15 protein-coding genes are annotated in these 15,753 nt (G+C 58.7%); all 15 read right to left on the bottom strand.

Annotated features, from left to right (window positions below):
* Positions 1 to 46 precede the first annotated feature (46 nt).
* The 15 genes from BGC09_RS04190 to BGC09_RS04125 all read right to left on the bottom strand — a co-directional run bounded on the left by BGC09_RS04190 (position 47) and on the right by BGC09_RS04125 (position 14,989).
* Positions 47 to 244 (bottom strand): hypothetical protein, encoded by a 198-nt coding sequence (locus BGC09_RS04190; RefSeq protein WP_069802412.1) that lies wholly within the window; start codon positions 242 to 244, stop codon positions 47 to 49.
* A 99-nt stretch (positions 245 to 343) separates the two neighbouring features.
* On the bottom strand, positions 344 to 808 hold the full coding sequence (locus tag BGC09_RS04185; protein ID WP_069802410.1) for a hypothetical protein: 465 nt from the start codon (positions 806 to 808) through the stop codon (positions 344 to 346).
* 46 nt (positions 809 to 854) lie between these two features.
* Positions 855 to 1,307, bottom strand: a complete 453-nt coding sequence (locus BGC09_RS04180) for a hypothetical protein (protein ID WP_069802408.1) — start codon at positions 1,305 to 1,307, stop codon at positions 855 to 857.
* A 33-nt stretch (positions 1,308 to 1,340) separates the two neighbouring features.
* A complete protein-coding gene (locus BGC09_RS04175) occupies positions 1,341 to 1,553 on the bottom strand; it encodes a hypothetical protein (protein ID WP_141727634.1) in 213 nt (70 codons plus the stop codon).
* Positions 1,554 to 1,634: 81 nt separating this feature from the next.
* Entirely contained in the window at positions 1,635 to 1,901 is a 267-nt protein-coding gene (locus tag BGC09_RS04170; RefSeq protein WP_069802404.1) for a hypothetical protein, read from the bottom strand.
* Positions 1,902 to 2,157: 256 nt separating this feature from the next.
* Positions 2,158 to 5,646, bottom strand: a complete 3,489-nt coding sequence (locus tag BGC09_RS04165; RefSeq protein WP_176728836.1) for an AfsR/SARP family transcriptional regulator — start codon at positions 5,644 to 5,646, stop codon at positions 2,158 to 2,160.
* Positions 5,647 to 7,199: 1,553 nt separating this feature from the next.
* Complete coding sequence (locus BGC09_RS04160) at positions 7,200 to 7,451, bottom strand: hypothetical protein (RefSeq protein ID WP_141727633.1); 252 nt, start codon at positions 7,449 to 7,451, stop codon at positions 7,200 to 7,202.
* Positions 7,452 to 7,731: 280 nt separating this feature from the next.
* Positions 7,732 to 7,959, bottom strand: coding sequence for a hypothetical protein (locus BGC09_RS04155; protein WP_069802399.1), 228 nt, complete (start codon positions 7,957 to 7,959; stop codon positions 7,732 to 7,734).
* A 513-nt stretch (positions 7,960 to 8,472) separates the two neighbouring features.
* Positions 8,473 to 8,856: a hypothetical protein gene (locus tag BGC09_RS22475; protein ID WP_141727632.1), complete on the bottom strand. Its 384-nt coding sequence runs from the start codon at positions 8,854 to 8,856 to the stop codon at positions 8,473 to 8,475.
* 57 nt (positions 8,857 to 8,913) lie between these two features.
* The gene (locus tag BGC09_RS04145; RefSeq protein WP_141727631.1) at positions 8,914 to 9,534 is read right to left on the bottom strand and encodes a hypothetical protein; all 621 of its coding nucleotides are present in this window, start codon (positions 9,532 to 9,534) and stop codon (positions 8,914 to 8,916) included.
* 169 nt (positions 9,535 to 9,703) lie between these two features.
* On the bottom strand, positions 9,704 to 10,720 hold the full coding sequence (locus BGC09_RS04140; RefSeq protein ID WP_069802393.1) for a WD40/YVTN/BNR-like repeat-containing protein: 1,017 nt from the start codon (positions 10,718 to 10,720) through the stop codon (positions 9,704 to 9,706).
* Between the two features lie 40 nt (positions 10,721 to 10,760).
* On the bottom strand, positions 10,761 to 11,264 hold the full coding sequence (locus BGC09_RS04135; protein ID WP_069802391.1) for a hypothetical protein: 504 nt from the start codon (positions 11,262 to 11,264) through the stop codon (positions 10,761 to 10,763).
* A gap of 41 nt (positions 11,265 to 11,305) precedes the next feature.
* On the bottom strand, positions 11,306 to 11,833 hold the full coding sequence (locus tag BGC09_RS04130; RefSeq protein ID WP_069802389.1) for a DinB family protein: 528 nt from the start codon (positions 11,831 to 11,833) through the stop codon (positions 11,306 to 11,308).
* Positions 11,830 to 12,135: a DUF8691 family protein gene (locus BGC09_RS23635; RefSeq protein WP_501213547.1), complete on the bottom strand. Its 306-nt coding sequence runs from the start codon at positions 12,133 to 12,135 to the stop codon at positions 11,830 to 11,832. Before BGC09_RS23635 ends, BGC09_RS04130 begins: the two co-directional genes overlap by 4 nt.
* A gap of 184 nt (positions 12,136 to 12,319) precedes the next feature.
* The gene (locus BGC09_RS04125) at positions 12,320 to 14,989 is read right to left on the bottom strand and encodes a winged helix-turn-helix domain-containing protein (RefSeq protein WP_069802387.1); all 2,670 of its coding nucleotides are present in this window, start codon (positions 14,987 to 14,989) and stop codon (positions 12,320 to 12,322) included.
* Positions 14,990 to 15,753 lie beyond the last annotated feature (764 nt).

The following is a 15,753-nucleotide window of genomic DNA, read 5'->3' as shown; positions in this document are numbered from 1 at the left end:
CTTCAGATTTCCAGCCGGAGGTAAGCTCACAGGACAACACCAACTCCTATGCTCCCGTGAGCCACAAAAAAATAAACAGAGACATGCAAGTAACAACAGTGACCGCAACGCAGACAACTGCAACTGCAGGCAAACCGTAGCCCTCATCATTGAGGGCCAGCTCTAGCGCTTCCTGGGAGAGCAGGCCCCGCTCACTGGCGGCCAGCTCCTCAGCGGTAAGCCGGCGGTTCTCCTCGAGGTCCATGCCGTGGGTATGATTCCAACGCCACAGCAGGCCACTTCACAAAAGGGACCGGGGCAGGCAACCAGCACTGTACCGGTCCCTCGCTCGTTGGAATGGAGCCTATCCCCAGAGATACACCCAGAGATAAACAGCAATGGCTACTGCCAAAGCGAGAGCGGCAACTGCAGGCAAGCCGTAGCCCTCATCACTGAGGGCCAGCTCTAGCGCTTCCTGAGAGAGCAGGCCCCGCTCACTGGCGGCCAGCAGGATCTGGCGCATGGCGGCCAGCTCCTCAGCAGTAAGCCGGCGGTTCTCCAGCACCGTGTCCTCGGGCAGCAAGGCCACTGCCTTCGCCAGCCCGAAGGCTTCCAGCAGCTCGTCCGGTCGCTCCTGCAGTGCCCTCAGCCGGGTCGGATCGCTCCACAGCCGGGTGTTAAACTCATAGAGCTGCATGGGTTCAAACGTCACGGTCAGATCCGTGTCGAAGGCGACGCTCTCGCGCCAGCGCAATTGCTGAGCCGAGAGGATGGCAGTACCGGTCTTCCGCTCATCCAGAGCTTTCCGTGCTTCTGTCGCGTTTAACATGTCAGTCCTCTCCACGATTGAAAGTCAGGCTGCTGAGCTAGCATGCTTAGGCAACGCAAATGCACACAACTACAACCAGGAGGAGAATCAGAACTGCGACTGCTGGCAGACCATAGCCATCCTGGTTAAGCATTCCCTCCAGTGCCTCCTGGGAGAGCAGGCCCCGCTCGTTAGCGATTCCCATGATCTGGCGCATGGCGGCCAGCTCCTCATCTGTAAGCCGGCGGTTCTCCAGCACCGTGTCCTCGGGCAGCAAAGCCACTGCCTTCGCCAGCCCGAAGGCTTCCAGCAGCTCATCCGGTCGCTCCTGCAGTGCCCTCAGCCAGGTCGGATCGCTCCACAGCCGGGCGTTAAACTCATAGAGCTGCGCGGGTTCAAACGCCACCGCCAGATCCGTGTCGAAGGCGACGCTCTCGCGCCAGCGCAATTGCTGAGCCGAGAGGATAGCAGTACCGGTCTTCCGCTCATCCAGAGCTTTCCGTGCTTCTGTCGCGTTCATTGAACAGCCTCCTTTTTTTCTTTGGGGAGAATCTCACCACAGCAGGGTGATCATAATGACTGCGATAATTGTTGGGCTTACAAGGAGTGGCAAACCATAGCCGTCGTCCTTGAGAGCTGTTCCCAGTGCCTTTTGAGCTTGAAGGAACAGCTCCTGCTGGCTGGCGGCAGCCATGATCTGGCGCATGGCGGCCAGCTCCTCAGCGGTAAGCCGGCGGTTCTCCAGCACCGTGTCCTTGGGCAGCAAGGCCACTGCCTTCGCCAGCCCGAAGGCGGCCAGCAGCTCATCCGGTCGCTCCTGTAGTGCCCTCAGCCAGGTCGGATCGCTTCACAGCCGGGTGTTAAACTCATAGAGCTGCCTGGGTTCAAACACCACGGTCAGATCCGCGTCGAAGGCCACGCTCTCGCGCCAGCGCAATTGCTGAGCCGAGAGGATAGCAGTACCGGTCTTCCGCTCATCTGGCACCTTCCGTGCCACTATCGCCTTCCTCAAATGGCCTCCTTGTTCCTTAAAATCTGCAAAACGCTTCATCACTCGTAGAATCTGCATTAGTGCATCGAGCTGAGTATGGCCCTGGAACAGGCTAATCTTCATGCGAAGTGTGACACTGCCTCTCACCAGCAGAATCTTTTCATAGCAGATTCATCGAGCGATTCAGGTGTTTTCCTGTTATTGTTCCTTGGACCTGGAAGACCTTCACTGCCAGGGATCAGCTCATAAGCTATGGCCGCAGTAGATACAGAAGCTCCGTGAGAACTTAAGGCCAGACGGGGTCTCCATTGCTCGTCAGCATGCTCTTTCTCCTATCAAGCACAGGATCTCAGTCTGCGTATGTTGCCTCCCCTATTTCTCACTGTCCCTTCCCTCTTTCAGGAGCATACTGCTCCTCCTCTCTCCATTCTCTCTCCATCTTCCTCTCCGCCTGCGCAGGCGTCCTATGTATGGATACCTTGTCAGTGTTATCCCCTGCCTGGCTCTGGAGGAAGCCAGAGAGCCCGCTTAATTTGCCTGGTGCCATCTGTCTCATCTGAGCAGATTCGGCGGTGCTGCTGAGTCTCCGGTACAGCTCTTGTAACAATGATCCAGGCTTTACGCACAGCTCCTGCTGCAGAATCTTTTTGCAGAGTTGGTACTGGCGTAGCGCGGCACTGCGTTTGCCCTGTGCCATATAGCACAGCATGATGCCGTAGTGTGCCTCCTCCATGCAGTTATCCACTGCCAATGCCTTACGCCAGTAATACATGCATGCCTCCATGTCTTGACGATTCCAGGCGATCTGCGCTAGCTGGCACAGGGCCTCCAGATAGGCAGTGCACAGCTCGTCGCGTCGCTGACGGCACCAGTCGCTATAGAACGGTCTTCCATAGTCACCCCGGTAGAGTTCGACCATTCTGAGCAATGCCTGCTGAGCGTTCTCTTCTTCCCCCCGCGTCAGTGCCTGTCTGGCCGCTGCCCATCTCTCTTGAAACTCTCTGACGTCATACCAGATGCTTCCTCTATAGCAGGCCGCCAAGTTGAGGCTGTAGCCATCGACGCTAAACACAACACACGCCTTGCCCAGCGCCTTGCGCAGGTAGTAGAGGGACATATGGAAGGCCTTATCTACTTGCTCGCAGTCCTCGGGCCATAGCGCCGCAATCACTTGCTCTCTGCTCAGAGGGCGGTCACTATCCAGGAGGAAAAAGAACAATTCCATAGCACTCATACGGCGCCATTTCTTGATAGGCCGACCTTCAACCAGCACCACTGGCTCACCAAAAGCCAGGATTTTTAACTTGGCCCTCGGCTCCTCGATGACCGTTATGCCAGCTCCCCTCTGTGTGGCCGGGGCATCCTGTTCAGGGACCTTTTCTATGTCGAGCAGTGTGCGCAGGTGCTCCAGCTCCGGCTCGCGCTCGACCAGCGTGCGCAGCTCCACCAGCCGCTCCATCTCCCCCAGCACCAGCCGTTTGTCAGTGCTACTCTCCTCAAGCAACTTTCCCACTTCCACCAGCAGCTCTACGGCTTCGCTGAGGCGTTGACAAGCTAGCTGACAGGCTGCCAGGCGCAACATAGCCAGCAACTGTTCCTGCCGCAGGTCCGTCTTTCGCAAAAGGGCGACGACTTCCGTCAGGCTCGTACAGGCTTGCTCGTAGCAGCCCTGATAGAGGTAGACCAGGCCCGCGGTCAGCCTGCTCCAGGCCCACTCGTAGCTACCTTGTGCTCCACTGCTTCCCCCTATCCTGATCGCTTCCACAAAATGCCGCGCGCTGATTTGATCCCCCAGGAGAAGATAGGCCAGGGCCATGGTCGAGTAGATGGAGTTACACAAGCTCCGATTGCCATAGTGACAGGCTAACTCCAATGCCTCCTGACAATAAGCGAGCGCCTGCCGACTGTGCCCTTGCACAAGTGCCAGCGAACCAAGATTCCCAAGGGCATAGGCTTCCCCCCGGCGATAGCCCGGCGTAGAGCGTGCCAGAGCCAGTGCCTGCTGCAGGACAGCTTCCGCTTCGGCGAGTGCTCCTCGTCTCGCCAGGATCAGGCCCTGGAGAATACGATTGTTGATCACGCCACGTATATTGCGGGCTTGCTCACAAGGGCCGATCGCGCACAGGAGATGATGCTCAGCCAGATCAAGTTTGTTGACGAGATAGTAGGTATTGGCCAGCGCGCTATGGACTGCGACGGCCAGTTTGAGCGATGGCTGGTGGCTCAAGGTACACAGCGCCTGCTGGAGATAAGTGATGCCGGCAGCAAAATCTCCTTGGAGGCAGGCACAGACCCCCAGGCGCATCTCTGCTGCAGCCCGTAGCTCGCCTTCTTGCTCAGGCAAGAGCAGCAATACCTGCTGGCAGAGCTGCAAAGCCTGAGCGTACTCTCCCTGCTGAAACAATGCACTGCTATGCAAAAGATGGATTTCAGCCAGGAAAGCTACTTTCTTTTGCGATGCATGAGTGCTTGTGCTCTCAATCTCGGATAGAAGAGCTAGAGCCCTCTCAAGAAGAGAGAGTGCCTCCTGGCACTGTCCATTCTCTAGCAGGACATGCACTCGTATCGTCAGCAGTTGAGGATGCTGCTCCAACAAACGAGCAGGAAGGGCGTCAAGCCAGCGCATGATGATATCGATCTGCCCTTGCTGGAGCAGCAACCTGGCATAAGTGATCAGAATGTCTCCTGCCAGCTCATAGGCCCGCGCTTCCAGGGCGTGATACATAGCCCGCTCGTAGTTCCCTCTGTCCTGCCACAGCTGGGCAGCACGCCGGTGGAGAGCATAGAAGCGTTCTGGATCATTTAGTCTCAGCTGTTCACGGAAAAGTTCACGGATCACTGGAAGACAGGTATAGAGGAACTGGCCGCGGTCTAGATGCGAGGTGACGAATAATCCTTGCTGCTCCATATAGGCTAGCCATTCTCTGGCTTTGTCCGTCTCCAGCAGAGCATCACATAGATCTGGGTACATTCCTTGCAATATACAGGCCAGGCGTATAAAATTTCTTATTTCTGGCTTATGAGAGAAAACCTCGTCTAGCAGATACGAAAAGAGATGAGCACGCCTCTGTTCAGCGAGGGCCCCGTGCTGGTGCCATGGCTTCGTCCGCTCAGGTATTCCGAACTCGTCAGGATCAGGGACAGCCTGCTCTCCCAAACGGGTTGCCAACAGTATGCCAGTAATCCAGCCATCAAAGTCGTGCGCGAGCCGTTCAGCTTCCTCTTCAGACAGTCCGCTTAGGCCCTGCAAACGGGCCAGCTCGACAATCTCCCGGGCAGTGAAGCGCAACAGTGCTTTGTTCATAGTGCAGATTTGCTGCTGGGCAAAGAGCGGTGCAAACGAGGGGCCCAGGGTGACACGGCTCTCTAACACGAGCGTGGCCGATGGTGGCAGTCTCTTGAGCAGGTAGTGAAGGAGCTGGGCCAGGGGGGCATGAGCACTGACTTCTGCATAGTTACACAGGAAAATAGCAAAACCCTGCCTGGCTACTTCAGCCAGTGCCTGACCGAGAGCATCAAGGGCTGGTTGGTAGATATAAGCCGAAGTAGCTCCTGCGTCGCACAGCAGATTCGTGAAAAGAGGCTCAAGCTCACATAGAGATGGAAACAGGTTTTGCAGGCTCTTCAGAAGAGTACGAAGAAAAACAGCCCAATTGCCATCCTCCTGCTCTAGAAAATACCAGCAGCAGGGTAGCGAGGTGGAGCAGGCGAAATCAGCCAGGAGGGTTGTTTTTCCATAGCCAGCGGGTGCACACAGCGACACCAGCTGATAGCGAGCTTTGCTTCCATCTTTCTTCTGTGTCCACCCTGTAGCTGCCTCCAGGTAAGCCACTAAACGCTGGCGGTGGAGAATTCTAGCGGGCAGCATAGGCGCAGATATCTTCTTCTGGAGGTCTCTCTCCTGCATGGTTTTCCTCCTCCTTCTTCTGTGTCTGCAAGGGCTAGAGCGGCGAAGCCTGGCGCAAGAACGTGTTCTGTCTAGCCCTGTCCGCTGAGGATAGCAATGGTGAGGCCCAGAAAGCACGGAACGTGGTACTTGCTCCCGTCTGTGGCTCCATTCCTGCTACCTGTCATCTTGCACTCCGGCTTAGATCATGTTTTTGCTCCCAATGGCAAAAGCGCTTCATCACCGTGTGATGAAGCGGGCAGGGGAGGAGTGGCTGGCAGAGGCAGGGCGCTTGTAAGGGTGAGGGAGTTGTTTGTCGGAACAACAGTCGGAGGCTCCTGAAGGAAGGATCGTCAGCCAGACGCGGGGTGCTTCCCGGTCTGGCTGAGGCCGGGCGGGGAAGCACCCCACCATCCCAATCGGCAGTGGCGAGTGGACCAGGATCAAACGGTTCCTGCCCGGATCTTATCCCTTGGCCTGAAAGTCTGAGGGGGAGCCTTGGGAATAGAAGGAGCACTCGCTCGCTGCAGATTTGATCAATACAGGATGGATGTAGTCCAGGAGAACAGAGCAGACTCACCTGGGAGGCGGCGATCATTGTGAGAGATGGGCACGATTTGCCAGCTCGTGCTCCGCGTGGCAAAGATTCGGGTACGCGTCCCGGAGTGCTCTTGAGTTGCTCAGGGCGCTCATGCCAGGCTTTCGCTTTCATTGCTTCAAAGAAGTCAACCCAAGCTTAATAGAGCTGGATAAACCCCTGATTTCTGGTCGCAGGCGGATGCTCAAGAGAGGCAGGCTGCTCTTAGATGGTGCGTCCTCCAGGCAAGACAGCCTGACTCCCCTGCCGTATGACCGGTGAGAGCTGGGCCTGCTTGGGGTTTCAGAGCGGTTCCATCCCGCTACCAGGGAAGCATCCCTTCGCCACAGGGCACCAGTTAACTTGCGTATGAGGTACAGCTCTGGCCGGCTTTTGTCAGAACGGACTTCCCCTTGCCCGTGGCCGTTGTCAGCAATATACCATGTGTTGCTTCGTCTGCGCTGCCAGCTGCGGGCTCTGCCAAAGCCCGCCCATATCAAAAGTCTCCTACCAGGCTCAATAGCCTGGTTTTCCCTTCAGCCGGGCTGGCACCCCCATGCGTCAGCCGTAGGATGGTTTTCTCCTACTCCCTTCCCTGGCCTTTCGTTCTGGCTGTCAGACGACAGCCAAAATCGGAGATCGTCTCTGCAACGGTTCGGCGTTCCTTATTGGATTGGCCTATCCCTTCCAGCGTCTGACAATCCGCCGAATTCCCACCCTCGTGTGATCTCTGCCCGGCACGCGAGCGGAGGAGAGGCTCCCTTATCAGAATCACACCCACAAGCACTTGGTCGAGGAGAACTGCTCTCTCCTCTTGCCGAGTCCGGCGCCAGAGAGACCCCCGGTGCTCGATCTGTTTGGTGGGTTTTCACCTCTAAGAGAGGATAACAAATTAGCTACCTGTTGTCCACACTTTCATGAGAAGTCCTCTATATCCCAGGCTCAATGGATGAGCCTGTCAGGCAGGTCCTGGAATAGGCAGAACCAGGAATACCAGGATGCGCCCCTGGGCGAGATCATCGCCTCCTCGAACCTCTTCTGCATCGAACTGACTGGTCTCACGCACAGTGCGGCCCTGCAGCATCTCGTCGCCCAAGGCGGGCCGCTGGAGGCACCCGCCGACGAGGACCGCGAGCCGCTGGCGGGCTTCATCTACGTCAGTGCCCACTATGATTGCATCTTCGTCGAGTGTCACGACCTGCTCGCCCATCGACGCTTCTCCATCGCCCATAAGCTCGGGCACTATTTCCTGCACTTTCGCCCCGTCCTCCAGGAGGCTGAGCGGCAGCATCGCCACGTCGAGGGGCTTGCCTGCAGTCGGCAGCCCACTCAGCCGTCGCTGAGGACAGCGTGCGCGAATATTCCTGGCCGCGTTGCTGTCAGCATGCTCCTGATCCCCGCTACCCGCACCGGGGACAGCGGAGTCCCTTCTCCTGTGCCCGCTGCTGCCATCTGGAGAGACAAGGGAAATGGCGGGCAAGGTCTTGCCCTCAAGCGACTTTTCCGGGGTCTTGACGAGCTGCTGCCTGGTCGGCAGAAGGCAGCTCAGCCTGTAGCGCCTCCTCGAAACCATTCGTGGCTTGCCGGGCGAAGGTGAAGCTTCCATGAGCTGCGAGCTGATCGCTCCAGCGCTTGAATGCCTCCGCGGACTGACCTGGATCGCTCGTCGGATGAAGCTCTTCCTTCCCCGCGGCTTGCAAGACACGATTCACCAGCATCTCCCTTTCCCTCTTGTTCCAGAAACGTCTCCATCTGCCAGCATGGCCCAGGGGACTCCAAAAAGGAAGACAGCCAGGGATACGAGTCCAACACGTTCTGAAACAAGTCCTTGACAACAGCCTTGATCAATTGATCCCATTGCTCTTGAAGATCACGCCGGCTGATCAGAACATGCTCCAGTGCTGGGAGGGTCGAGTAGAGCACCTCTGGTGTCATCAACATGGGGGCATCCTTTCCGCCTCCGATCTCCTTCGTCCGGCTTGTCGAGGTGCTCGCCTGCTCACGGCCATGCTCGGTGCTTCGCTGCTCCCTCCTGAACGGCAGCAAGTCTGCTGTTTGCTGAGCCAAACGCTGCAGCTGTTGGGAGAAATTTGGCTGGATCTCGGGCGCTACGCGCAAGGTCGTGCGACGCATCACGCCGCTCTTACAGCCGCTGAAGAGGGAAATGATCCCCTGCTCATTGCCATCTGTTGGGGGAGGATGAGCCTGGCAAGCCTGTATCTGGAAGCCTATCATGAGGCTCGCTCAGCCATTGAGTATGCCCGGGCTCTGGCCAAACGTCTTTCCTCGCCCTTGTTCCCAATACTGTCGAGCCGCTGGAAGTTGTGCGTCTGCTGATAACGGTCCGCGTTCGTACCGTACCACTTGCCCGCGTTTGCGCCCGGTCTAGCCTGGGGCACAGACCACATTCCACCGACGAAAAGGCGGTAGGGCGTCGGTCTGGGGTAAAGCGCGCTGGCGCGCGGCCTCGCGCCCCCCGTCCCATCGATGTCAAACACGACCCAGGCATGGCCGGCTCGATCGGTCACGCCCCCCATTTGCTGCTCTGGCACCAGCGGACGGCTGAGCGCATCGTCAAGAAAGAGCGGGCGCAGGGCTTCAACAGGTGCCTCCATCACCTCCGCCAGCGCGAGAGGGCCGAGCGCGAGGGCAACTGGTTGTATCCTTGCTCGCTACAGGTGAGCAGCTCGTTGCCCATCGCGTGGAGAAGAGAACCTTGACGCCGCGGTCTGGCTGGCACCTCTCCAGAGGGCACCCCCTATCCCGCCAAAGGCTGACGCCATCATCACCCCCAAGAAGGCGCTATCGAGCAGGCCAGCGATGGGTGGCAACTCCTCGGCCACGAAAAAATCGAACAGGAATCCGGCACTTGTTGCCAGGAGCAGAATGGCTGACCAGCGCGGATAGACTCCGGCGCGGAGCGTGGCTACTGCTGTCAGGACGAAGCCCAAGAGCAGCGCAATTCCAAGGGAAAAGGCGGCAGCGCTTTCCCCTACTCCCGTAATTGTTGGGGTGAAGAGCGGCTCGGCAGCGTACACAAGGACGAGTACCATGCCGACTTCCAGCAACACGTAGCCCACCAGTCCAAGCCAGCCCGCCGCCTCTGATTGGTGGGCGTACATAGTCGGCAAGGCCAGCAGGACCAGGAGGGACGCCACCAGGAGCAGGCTGCTCACCAGGGAAGGCGGGAACCGTCCCGAGGGTCCGAACGCGACGAGTACGATCGCCGCCCCCATGCCTAATCCTCCTGCGACTAGGGCTACCCCACTCCAACGCAACGCTCTAGTGATCATCGTCAAGACTCCTTTTTCTCTTTGCTCTCTGACTCGCGCGGGTGTCCCAGCAGCGCTGTCTGCTGCTCGCCCGCGTTGGGTTGCTGCTCAGAGGAACAGACAGCACCGAAGACGCAAACCCGTCTGGTCTGGATGTGTCGACAGCAGGGGCTTGCCTTGCTGGGTATGGCTATGACAGATCCGCTTTTCCTGACGAGAGCAGCACCAACGTCCGGTGAATGTTTTCAAACTGGACTGGCAGACGACGCCAGCTTTCACCGTAATGAGTTGAATGCCAGACCTCGCCATTGGCGAGACCAGCGTAGACATGGCCCGGGGCCGCAGGATCGGTGAGCAGCGCGTACGGCATATGATTGAGTGGCTGCGGTAACCCCCCTGCCAGGAGTTGCCAGGGCGCGTCTCCAACTGAACGAGCAATGACCGCTTGAGCATTGTGCTCGCTGTGGGCTGATCCAGGACTGGGAGACAGGGAGGCATACCAGACCTCTGGACAGGCAGGATCGGCAGCAACGGCCCAACCATAGTGCCGGTCAAGCCCTTCCCTGGGTTGCGTCCAGGTAACGCCAGCATCCCGACTGACCGAGACGCCCGCCCCAGTACCGCCCGCCTCGTAGACCCAGGAGCCATTGCTGACATGGAAAGCAAGGGAATGGCAATCGCGCAGCGCACCCCGACGGTGGCCTGTCCACGAGTGCCCCCCATCGCGGCTTTGCACCACCGCTCCAAACTCAACGCCCACCACAATGGTTTTGGGGTCGGTGGGCGAGAGCGCAATCGCCTGCACGTAAGCACTGTGAGGCTTTTCAGCAGGCGTGAACCAGAACCAGCGCGAGCGAATGCGCCGAAACGCGACCAGCTCCGTCCAACTCGCGCCGCTATTGTGCGAAACGAAGACGCGCGCTGGTTTGGTCCCGGCGTAGACCGTTCCGGGCTGGGTCGGGCTGGCGGCCAGGGCTTTGATGAAGTATCCAGCTAATCCTGCTGGGCGCCAGGTTCTGCCGCCATCGTTCGAGCACAGCACTCCATTGCCCCTGGTTCCCACATAGAGCACCTGTGGATTCAGCGGATCGACGGCCAGGCAGGTCACCGCCTGCTCGTCGAGCAGCATCTCGACAGACCAGGCATCATGCTGACCGCCCGTGGCAGCGGCCAGTCCGTAACTGGTGATTGCCAGAAAGGTCTTCATGCTTCTCCCTTCCTCCACTTCTGATCACCTGGAGGGGTGATCAGAGGCCAAAGCGCATCAAAATCATGCAGGTGAAGATGATGAAGAAGCCGAGCATTTGCAGAATCGCCAGCATCTTGAGCCGCTTCACCTGAGCGGCAAAGGCGAGTGCTCCTGCTCCACCGGATTGCATCACTTCTTCCAGCGGAAAGGCGTCCAGGCGTCGGGCGGCTGGATCAATGACGAAGTGTCCCCATAAAAAGGTGGCCACCGTAGCCATGAAAGCAACGAGAAAGGTGAGACCATAGGTCGTTCCGATCAAGAAGTCCCAACTCTGGACCGGACCAAAGATCGTCCCGCGCACCAGCCCCAGAAGAATAACCAGGATAGACACGGGAAAGAGCAGGCGACTGCTGAAGAGGGTCAACGGTTTGGAAACGGCTCGCTGCTGCTCAAGTGGCAGGGTCATCACTGCCGGAATAACGACAAAATCCAGGTAAAGTACGCCCCCAAACCAGCAAATGCCCAGCAAGACATGCAGCCATTGCATCACCAGAACTATCATCTCTCTACTCCTCATGTAACTCCCATCGACACCTTCTTCGCTTACCTGGCCTCTCGCGCCCTGGGAAGTTGGGCGGCGTGTTCCGAAAGATGGCGAATGGGCAACACGCACAGGTCCAGCACGGTCTTGTAGCCCTCGCCATAGCAGGGCGCGCCGCGACTCCATTCGTCATCGCGGATTCCTTCAATCTTGTGGAGCAGGACCTGATGAGCGGCATCATAGCGCGCCAGAATGGTCTGGCGTGTCTGCCCGCGCGCGTGCCACTTACTCAGCCAGAAATTAGCTGGGGCGGTCAGCCAGTGTAAAAATGGTGGGAGATTGAGGAACGGCTTGCCGTGCCGGGCATGATCGATAGCATCTGGGGCATGGGCAAGCCCATCCACGATGTGTGAGAGCAGCTCGCGGACGGTCCAGGCAGAAGCGGTATGTTTGCTGTGCCACACTTCTTCCGAAAGGGACGCTACCAGAGCGTGAAAGGCCAGGCGAGTTTCCTCCAGCTGGGCGCAGAGTGCTGAGCGATCAGGATAAGCCGTTGTTGACGGGGCAGAACGTGAAACCTCAGTATTCATAGAGAGACCCTCCTTTTGACAGCCCTCGCTGATGACATGAGACCATTACCATGATTGGGTTGGGTATCCTGTGGGAGGCTTTCCCGGCGACGACGAGGGGGATGTCTCGCGCAGGACCGAGCGCAACGGAAGCCCCAAGGTATGGGGATGCCGTACAGAGCAGCCTGATCAACCACTGGCCCGAAGAGTATCGTCTCGTTGGGTTCCTCGGAAGTGATAGTCAGGCCACTGAACCATTCGGACCATTCAGGCCCAACCTGGCCCTGAACGCGAATACGATACCTGGCTGGCTCGGTCGACATGCGCTTCCTCCCATTTCAAGGGAACGGTTCGGTGTCCACATCCCAAGTGTAGCTGCCGGGAGGGTGATCCGTCTTCATCCTGCCGGGATGAATTCAAGAGGAAACAGGAAGAGGTGGTTTTGAGATGACGATTGCCTGAGTGACACATCAGGTGCCCCCGCAGGCATTCACGGTGTGATGAAGGCTAGAGCAGCTTCCAGGTCTGCGCAGTCGCCACCGCCTCTTGACGATTCTTCACGTTCAGTTTGCGGTAGATGCTGCGCGCCTGGGTCTTGACCGTGTTGATGGAAACCACGAGTTCGGCAGCAATCTCTGCATTCGAGAGACCAGCCGAAAGCCCGCGGAGGACTTTCTGCTCGCGGGCCGTTAACGCCTCAAGAGGCGGCTCCCGAGGCGGCGCGCTGAAGGAGAAGGAACCCGGTGTTCGCTGCTCCGCTTGCAACGCTGAAAGCACCCTTTGGACGTAATCTGCTTCGTTTTTCCCCTTCCGCCTGGACAGGACCATGTGCAGCAGCGCGGCCATCGATTCGCCCTCATCCACCAAAACTCGGACGTATCCTTCAGGGGCCGCGAGCAAGAGGGTCTGCTGAAGCAATTGTACGGATTGCTCAACCTTGCCCTGCTTCGAATGGATAAGCGCTGAGAGCACCAGCATCTCAATTTCGCTGCCAGTGCGCCCCTGGGCCCTGGCATGGTGGTGCCAGCGAGCTAGCAAGCGAAGGGCTTCACTCCCCTCCCCCTGAGCGAGCAACACGCGTACCAGGGTGAGCGCGATCACTTCTTGCTGGTAATGAGGGGGAGCATCAAGAGCGAGGGGGCAAGTTTGCCGCCAGCGGCTCACCTCCTCCATGCACCCCTGTTGGAGCCAGCCGCGGGCCTGGTAAGCCTGGGCCTGCTCGAGCAGGCCCATAGAGCTGCACGCTTGAGCCAATTTCAGCGACGAAGCCCAGGCATCTCGCGCTCGCCCGGCATCCCCGCGCGCTTGAACAGCCCTGGCAGAGAGAAGCGCTGCGTGCGCCAGCAACACCTGATCCTGGATCTTGTCGGCAATGGTGATCGCCTGAGCAAGGTTTGCCTCTGCCTGGTCGAGTTCGTTGCGCTCGCGCGCGATGTTCCCCAGGCCAAGCAGAGCACGGACACTAAAGCTTTGGCGCTCGCCTGCTTTTTCGAGCACAGAACGATAGAGTGCAGCGGCCTCGTGTAACCTCCCCTGCATGACGAGCAAGTCACCACAGGCAAGAGTATCACCCAGCACGCTTGCAACATTGCCAGTTTGCTCGCGTAGCGGGCGTGTCTCGATCAATATCTGTCTTGCTGCTGCCACATCCCCAACCAGCCGGTAGCCTTCCGCCAGCCCGTTGGCAGCGACGCTGCGTTCGATCAAAGCATCATCCGGCAACAACTCGAATGCCTGCGAGCCGTATCTGATTGCCTGTTCCGTATCCCCACGCAAGCTTGCCGCCAGGGTTCGTAACGTGTAAGCCTGACCCAAGCCTGTGCGATTGCCTTCCGCTTGAAAGAGGCGTTCCGCCGCTGCTAAGGGAGCTTCGTAGGCGTCAGTGGTTTCTGCAATGCCCAGACTGTAGGCAGAGAGCAGGCAGAGACGGGCATCCGTAAACACCACCTCGCGCGGGAAGCGTTCCAACCAGCCTATGAGGGTCCGCGCCTCGTAGCCCAGAAGCATGGACCGGGCGAGGGGAGCGTCAATGTCGATCAAGCGCGCCGCTTGTCTGAAATCGCCCGCCGAGAGCGCCGCCTCGACGGCAAGGGCTTGCATCCCATTCTGCTCATACCAGGCGCTCGCACGCCTATACAGAGCTGCCAACTCTGCGCTCCCCATCTGCCGTTGTAAGCGCGCCCGCAGCACCTCAGCAAACAGGTGATGATAGCGATACCACTGCCGCTGCTCATCCAACGGGACGAGGAACAGGTTGGCTTGTTCCAGGTAGCCGAGCATTTGCTCCGCGTTGCTCCGCCCGGTCACAGCATTGCACAACGGGCTGGTGAACCGTTCGAGGAGTGAGGTTTGCAGCAGGAAGGACTGAACGTCCTCTGGTTGGCGAGCAAGTACCTCTTCGGTGAGATAATCGACGATATAGCGGTGGCTGCCCGTGAATTCACTAAGAAATTGCTGGACGTCCGCGTGTTCTCGCAGGGAAAGCGCCGCCAGTTGCAACCCGGCAATCCAGCCTTCCGTGCGATGCTGGAGAGTGGTGCAGACTTCAGCCGAGAGGTCAAGTCCCATGACCTCTTGCAGAAAGGTGCTTGCCTCCTCAGGCCGAAACTGCAACTGGGCCGCCCGCATCTCGCAGAGGTGGTTTCGTGCCCGCAGGCGAGCGAGAGGAAGTGCGGGATCAGTGCGAGTGGCGATGATCACATGGAGATGTAATGGAGCGTGTTCCACCAGATAGGTCACCACTTGATGAAGCACTTTTGTCTCAATGACATGATAGTCATCAAGGACGAGGACGAAATCCCGCGAGGTGTGCTGGTGCAAATCATTCACCAGCAGGGCCACGACTGTCTCAGGCGACGGCGAGGGCGCGGGAGGGGACGGCTGCAAGCACGCAAGGGCGCTCATGCCAAGTTGAGCATCAACCCGCTGGAGGGTGGCGATCAGGACGGTGAGAAAACGCACTGGATCGTTGTCTGCTGGCTCCAGGGAAGCCCAGGCAGCAGGTATCTGACGCTCGGCGAGCCATTGAGCCAGCAGCGTCGTTTTGCCGAAGCCGGTAGGGGCAGAGAGGAGAATGAGCCTGGCCTGCATCCCCTGCTGGAGTTGCTTGATCAGGCGAGGACGATGGACAAGTTGCGGACGCAGACCAGGAACGTGGAGCCTGGTGACAAGCCACACATCCCGCAGACTCTCTGAGAGAGTGGGCACGGCTTGCCGGGTGCTCGTGGCGCTGGGGAAGGCAGCGAGAGACTCTATAGGTATGGGCTGAACGAGTCTCCTGGCTCGCGCTCCTCCTCGGATGGGTGTGTCCTGTCTAAAGGAGAGCGCATCTGTTGCCAGTTCGATGGCTACTTGCTCTAAATGAGCAGGGGTGAGTTCAGCAGTCCGACCAAGGTAACGCTTGGCCATCCGCCCCCCTACTCTGCGGTAGGCATACCAGTAGGTTCCACGTGAGCGGCTTTCCTGGCGGATGGTGAGGTGCCCATGCTGCCCGCTGAAGGTGAATGACGGAATGCGTGACAGCCAGTCGAACCACGCGGAGCTGCCTGGAGCTACCGCAAGTACCTGTTGGCTGTGCGTGTCATGCACGGTATACCCCTGCAAGGGATCCCACATCAGACGATACGGAGCCGCCTTCGGCATCGCCCGCTCACCGCCTCCTGCCTGGTGTGTTACCCAGGCAATCTTGGTGCTACCCAAAACGTTCTCTCCCGTGCAGTATACCTTCTGGGTAGCAAAAGCACAAGCAGAGAGCAGAGCACGGTGATGAAAACAGGAAGCCGGCCCAGGGGCAACCGAGGGAGCGGCCCACGCCTATCGTACCGTGATGCTACCGGTTGCCGGCACCTGGCCAATCTGCTCTCTGCTTTCCACCGTTCAGGAAGCACGCACCCGCCTGGACTCGCAGAACTGTCGGGAAACGACTGGCTCCCCGGTCACAG

The sequence above is a fragment of the Thermogemmatispora onikobensis genome (assembly GCF_001748285.1).
In the GTDB taxonomy this organism is placed as follows: domain Bacteria; phylum Chloroflexota; class Ktedonobacteria; order Ktedonobacterales; family Ktedonobacteraceae; genus Thermogemmatispora; species Thermogemmatispora onikobensis.
Note: the sequence above shows the minus strand (reverse complement) of the source record. Positions and strands in the feature narration are given on the sequence as shown.

Bases quoted from the DNA above. Each gene is read 5' to 3' on its own strand.
- BGC09_RS22475 (WP_141727632.1), bottom strand. From the start codon at position 8,856: ATGGAGGCACCTGTTGAAGCCCTGCGCCCGCTCTTTCTTGACGATGCG.
- BGC09_RS04155 (WP_069802399.1), bottom strand. From the start codon at position 7,959: ATGCTGGTGAATCGTGTCTTGCAAGCCGCGGGGAAGGAAGAGCTTCAT.
- BGC09_RS04185 (WP_069802410.1), bottom strand. From the start codon at position 808: ATGTTAAACGCGACAGAAGCACGGAAAGCTCTGGATGAGCGGAAGACC.
- BGC09_RS04135 (WP_069802391.1), bottom strand. From the start codon at position 11,264: ATGATAGTTCTGGTGATGCAATGGCTGCATGTCTTGCTGGGCATTTGC.
- BGC09_RS04160 (WP_141727633.1), bottom strand. From the start codon at position 7,451: ATGGGCGAGCAGGTCGTGACACTCGACGAAGATGCAATCATAGTGGGC.
- BGC09_RS04140 (WP_069802393.1), bottom strand. From the start codon at position 10,720: ATGAAGACCTTTCTGGCAATCACCAGTTACGGACTGGCCGCTGCCACG.
- BGC09_RS23635 (WP_501213547.1), bottom strand. From the start codon at position 12,135: ATGTCGACCGAGCCAGCCAGGTATCGTATTCGCGTTCAGGGCCAGGTT.
- BGC09_RS04130 (WP_069802389.1), bottom strand. From the start codon at position 11,833: ATGAATACTGAGGTTTCACGTTCTGCCCCGTCAACAACGGCTTATCCT.
- BGC09_RS04190 (WP_069802412.1), bottom strand. From the start codon at position 244: ATGGACCTCGAGGAGAACCGCCGGCTTACCGCTGAGGAGCTGGCCGCC.
- BGC09_RS04165 (WP_176728836.1), bottom strand. From the start codon at position 5,646: ATGCTGCCCGCTAGAATTCTCCACCGCCAGCGTTTAGTGGCTTACCTG.
- BGC09_RS04180 (WP_069802408.1), bottom strand. From the start codon at position 1,307: ATGAACGCGACAGAAGCACGGAAAGCTCTGGATGAGCGGAAGACCGGT.
- BGC09_RS04170 (WP_069802404.1), bottom strand. From the start codon at position 1,901: ATGAAGATTAGCCTGTTCCAGGGCCATACTCAGCTCGATGCACTAATG.
- BGC09_RS04145 (WP_141727631.1), bottom strand. From the start codon at position 9,534: ATGATCACTAGAGCGTTGCGTTGGAGTGGGGTAGCCCTAGTCGCAGGA.